Raw genomic sequence first — 4,738 nt, 5'->3', positions numbered from 1 at the left:
TCTGAATAGGATGATAAAGCGTGATGATTCAGCTGGATTTCCCCTTCGTTCGGTTGAATAAGACCTGCAATCACATTAAGCAGGGTTGACTTACCGGCTCCGCTCCGACCAACGATGGCCGTTTGAGACTGAGGCGGTATCTCAGCCTGAATGCCTTGAAGAGCAAAACCGCCATCGTAACGAAACGAGACGTTTTGAAGTTCAAGTCGAGGCGGCAAAGCGTATACATCCAGCTTTTTCTCCCCCCAAGTCACACCTTTCTCTTCTTTATCCAGTTCTTCCATCAGCTGATTGGCTGCCCCTGTACTTCCACGTCCTGTATGGAATGCACTACCGAAATCCTTCAAAGTAAGGTAGAATTCGGGAGCCAATACCAAAATGAAGAATGCCGGGAAAAAGGCGATACTCTCATACACCACAAGTCTGATTGCAATTTCTAGCGCAATTAATCCGATACTTAACATCGAAATGAACTCCAGCATGAGCGAAGAAACAAAGGCTACTTTAAGCACACCCATCGTCGCATCTCTAAAACCAAGACTGCTCTTTTCAATTTCATCTTTTTGCCTTTTTGACCGACCGAATAATTTTAAAGTCGTCAGTCCTTGAAGCGTATCTAAAAATGTACCTGAAAAAGCAGACAGCTTCTCCATTTGCTCTTCGGATTTCTTCTTTGTCATGATCCCGATAAGTGCCATAAAGAAGGGAATAAAAGGCGCTGTAATCACCATAATTAGACCTGAGTATAAATGCTGCGTAAAGACAACGATCAAAATCATGAACGGGATGATGGCTGTTTGAATCATTTGAGGAATATAGCTGCTGAAATATCCATCCACCTCATCAACGGCATCCATGAGAACACTGACTTTCCTTCCCGATTGTCCTGAAAGCGAGACTTGAAGCGGGTTTCTTGAAAACTTTTGAATGACCGCATTTCTAAAATAGCTTTTCGCACGTGCCGCCATCCTTACTCCAAGGCGGCCATTGGCCCAGGTGAAAAATGAACGTCCAGCCAGTACAAGGATCAACCCGACGAGAAGTGGAATAATGGATTGAAAAGACTGCCCTTTAAGAAAAACCCGGTCCACAACTGCCACAAAAAAGTAAGCTTGACCTATGATTGACGCCCCTATAAATAAGGATGTCACAACCAATAGCAAAACTACTTTTCTGTGCGCAAAGGCTAATTTGCTGAGATGCTTCATATTTATGGTTAACTCCTAACTTAAAAGGGTTATTTGTGAATGATTTCACATATAATAATTATAATAGATTGGCCGGTCTATTTCTAAAGAAAAAGCTTCGTCATTTATGACAATTCTGTTTCATTTTTCCCTTATCTAGTAACTAGCATACTCTACCTCCATCAATCAAGCATTAAAAAAAGCCACTCGAATTTCCAAGAGGCTTTTATCTATCGTTTTATACTGTCTTTGAAACAACCTTGGAAATCAGCATCTTCAGGGCGATTCCACCTAGGGCAAGCTTAGCTTCCTCTTCTTTCTCCGACTGTAATGTCGCCGGTATTTAGGGACGGCGGCTTCGCACTCCCCATTGATCACCATTTTCGTTATTTCCCACGCTTCTCTCTCTTTCAATAAGATTTGTTAAATTTGTTAAGAAAAAAGTTAACGTTTCTAAAGCTTTATACGATATCAAGCTCTTTAAGGTTTGTCAAAACTGTAAGAAAATTAAATTCGCGTTTACCCTTAGGGATATAAGTTCTTTAGGGCATTTAAATTTTTTTTGGATTTTGACAACCTTTAATTATTCGTTAAGATAAACTTGTTAAGAAAAAATTTAACATATTTAATTATTTAAACTTCGCAAGGAGGTTTTGAATGACCATTCATGAGAACGACCGTGCAAAAAAGTCCATCGAGAAACCTCGTTATTGATTCCATAGCAGAAACAATGGATCTACATGGAGTCACGCTCAGTGCAAATGAATTGCAGGTAAAACTCGGCATGAGTACAGGGGCGACAAAAAGCTGTAAAACTACAACAGACAATTCAAAAAGGAACAGACAATTCAAAAAGGATCACACAGACATACATTTGTAGTAGAGAAAGACTTCTTCACAGAGAAATGGATGCGATTAAACAAGCCCAAGGATAAAATGGAGAGCTGTTTGATTCTGAAGGAATTTCAGAAGAACTGAGGACGGAAGCACTTTGAAGTTTACAATCTAATGGACGCTTCCATCCCCTATTACCAATGGCTGCAAAAGCCCGTATCCTCTATTGAGAGCGGAGAGATATTCAATCTGCTGCCAATAAAAGAAAAAATAGCATAAACACCTCTCTATGAATAACGGCCTTTAAGTTATTTAGGTTAAACGTACGCTGCTTTTATTTTGTAGAATTTATTCAGAAAATAACGTCAGGAGTGATGTCAGTGGAAAAGCAAAAACCATTCTGGAAAAAGAATGCACCTGTTTTAATGATTGGTGCTCTGTTAACCATATTCGTTGTCTATATAGCCATAACTAATGAAAGCATCCAGTGGGGTGGATTCATTGCCATGATTGCATTCTACGCCCTCGTCTATTACATCGGAGCATTCCTCGCTACCAACAAATCCAGTTCCCTCTCAGATATGATGGTTGCTAAACGCAGCTTGCCTCTTGGAATCGCAATGTTCACAATGGCCGCAACGTGGGTAGGAGGAGGATATGTTAACGGAACTGCGGAATTCACCTATAGTGACGGCCTTGTTTGGGCTCAAGCCCCGTGGGGATATGCATTGAGCTTGATTATTGGCGGTATTTTCTACGCCAGAAAAATGCGCCGTTATGAATTCATGACAATTATTGATCCGCTTGAACAGCGATTCGGTAAGAAAATGGCCGGTGTCCTTTACATCCCTGCTCTATTAGGGGAAATGTTTTGGAGTGCTGCAATTTTAACAGCCTTAGGGACGACGTTTGGTACGATTTTGAATATCGATTTTACGACTTCAATTATATTATCCGGTATCATAGCGATTGCTTACACTGTCGCGGGAGGTATGTGGGCCGTAGCCTACACAGACGTTTTCCAAATGGCAATTCTACTTATTGGTCTGATTGTTGTAGTGCCCTTTGCTCTTGGTCATGTCGGGGGTCTCGATTCAGCATGGGACAATTATTCAGTAGAGCTGGGTTCATACGCCAACCTTTTTCCACCGTTAAATGGATGGCAGGACCCTGAATGGGGAAATTGGTTCTGGAATTGGATCGATTATGCTTTACTATTGATCTTCGGAGGAATTGCGTGGCAGGTGTACTTCCAACGCGTACTCTCTGCTAAAAATGAAAAAACAGCCATGTGGCTTTCAATTACTGCCGGTATCATCTGCATCATCGCAGCGGTACCTGCCGTTCTTATCGGAATCGTCGGATTCAACATTGATTGGGCTAGCATGGGACTGCCTACCCCTGAAAATCCATCTGTGATTTTACCGCACGTACTGAGATATCTAACACCAGAAATTGTCTCAGCTATCGGATTAGGGGCTCTGGCAGCCGCTGTCATGTCATCAATGGACTCATCTATTTTATCAGCATCTTCCATGGCTTCATGGAACGTGTATCGACCATTAATCAATCCAAAAGCGAGTCAGGATAAACTGAAAAAAGTAATCAAGCGCACGATCATCATCGTCGGAGTCGGTGCTATGATCATAGCACTAAACGTAAAAAGCGTGTACACCTTGTGGTACTTAGCATCAGATCTTGTCTATACGATTCTATTTCCGCAGCTAACAATGGCGTTATTTTATAAGAAAGCGAATCTTTATGGTTCGATCGCTGGATTTGTCACCGCTCTCTTCTTAAGAATCGGAGGAGGAGAACCAGCATTAGGATTACCAGCATTTCTGCCTTACCCAATGATCAATGCAGATGGTATCGTCTTGTTCCCATTCCGTACGCTCGCCTGTATCGCTGCATTCGTTATGATTTTTGTAGTTTCTGAACTCACAAATAAGAAATGCAAACCTCGCCCGCTTCAAATGCCGGACGAGCAAGAAGGAAAAGACGCTGCGTAGGGCATCGGTTGTCACTGGTTTTCGGTGTTAACGAATCTCGCAAGATAAATTGTAAGACCTTATCATTTCCTGGGAAATAAAAACGAAGCATCCCGATTTATATCAATTTTCGGGATGCTTTTTATTTATTGTTAGGCAGATGATTTAAAAAGGATTTGATAGTCTTACGATCTTTCAAAACTATGACCCGGTTTTCAGGGTCAAGCATCTGAAACTCTTGAAAGCGAATCCTCATTTTCTTCTTACGAGAATGATAAGTCGTAACTATGAATTTAATAAATTCGAAATCCAACTTTTCTGTACAGTCTTCTCCCATATCAACTCTCGTCTTTCCACGATTCAGGAACCACCGTTTAACTACCCGGTACAAACAAACCATTAGAGGAGCTTCCAAATAAACAATCGTATCTGCACGCTGAGTACGTAAATCGTATGTAATACTGTAGTTGCCTTCTAAGATCCACTCGTCCTGAACGGTCACATCTTGCTGCCTCCGCTTGAAATCTTCCAAACTCGCCTGTTTCCACCCGGGTTCCCAAAAAAATCGGTCCAGATGATAAACATTGATTCCAAGCTTCTCTCCCAACCTCCTCGCAAAAGTAGACTTCCCGGCACCTGCAGACACTCCCATAACCATGATTCGTTTCATAAAAACTCCCCCTTTACTTTTTCCCCAAAGTAAAGCCCTCAAATAGACGCCCGCCA

General features: G+C 41.8%; 3 protein-coding genes. 1 reads left to right on the top strand and 2 read right to left on the bottom strand.

The features are described from left to right. The coding region (locus LD39_RS15825) for an ABC transporter ATP-binding protein/permease (RefSeq protein WP_035549492.1) at nt 1-1,208 on the bottom strand (1,208 nt) is incomplete at its 3' end. A 1,238-nt stretch (nt 1,209-2,446) separates the two neighbouring features. Between LD39_RS15825 and LD39_RS15815 the strand changes: the two genes are divergently transcribed. Further along, on the top strand, nt 2,447-4,033 hold the full coding sequence (locus LD39_RS15815) for a sodium:solute symporter family protein (protein ID WP_156112672.1): 1,587 nt from the start codon (nt 2,447-2,449) through the stop codon (nt 4,031-4,033). 121 nt (nt 4,034-4,154) lie between these two features. Here the strand turns inward: LD39_RS15815 and LD39_RS15810 are convergent, their stop codons facing one another. Next, nucleotides 4,155-4,682, bottom strand: a complete 528-nt coding sequence (locus LD39_RS15810; protein WP_035549483.1) for a topology modulation protein — start codon at nt 4,680-4,682, stop codon at nt 4,155-4,157. Nucleotides 4,683-4,738: the final 56 nt, after the last annotated feature.

It is taken from the genome of Halobacillus sp. BBL2006 (genome assembly GCF_000786645.1).
Taxonomy (GTDB): domain Bacteria; phylum Bacillota; class Bacilli; order Bacillales; family Halobacillaceae; genus Halobacillus.
The sequence above is the reverse complement of the archived record's forward strand: the minus strand, read 5'-3'. Positions and strand labels throughout refer to the sequence as shown.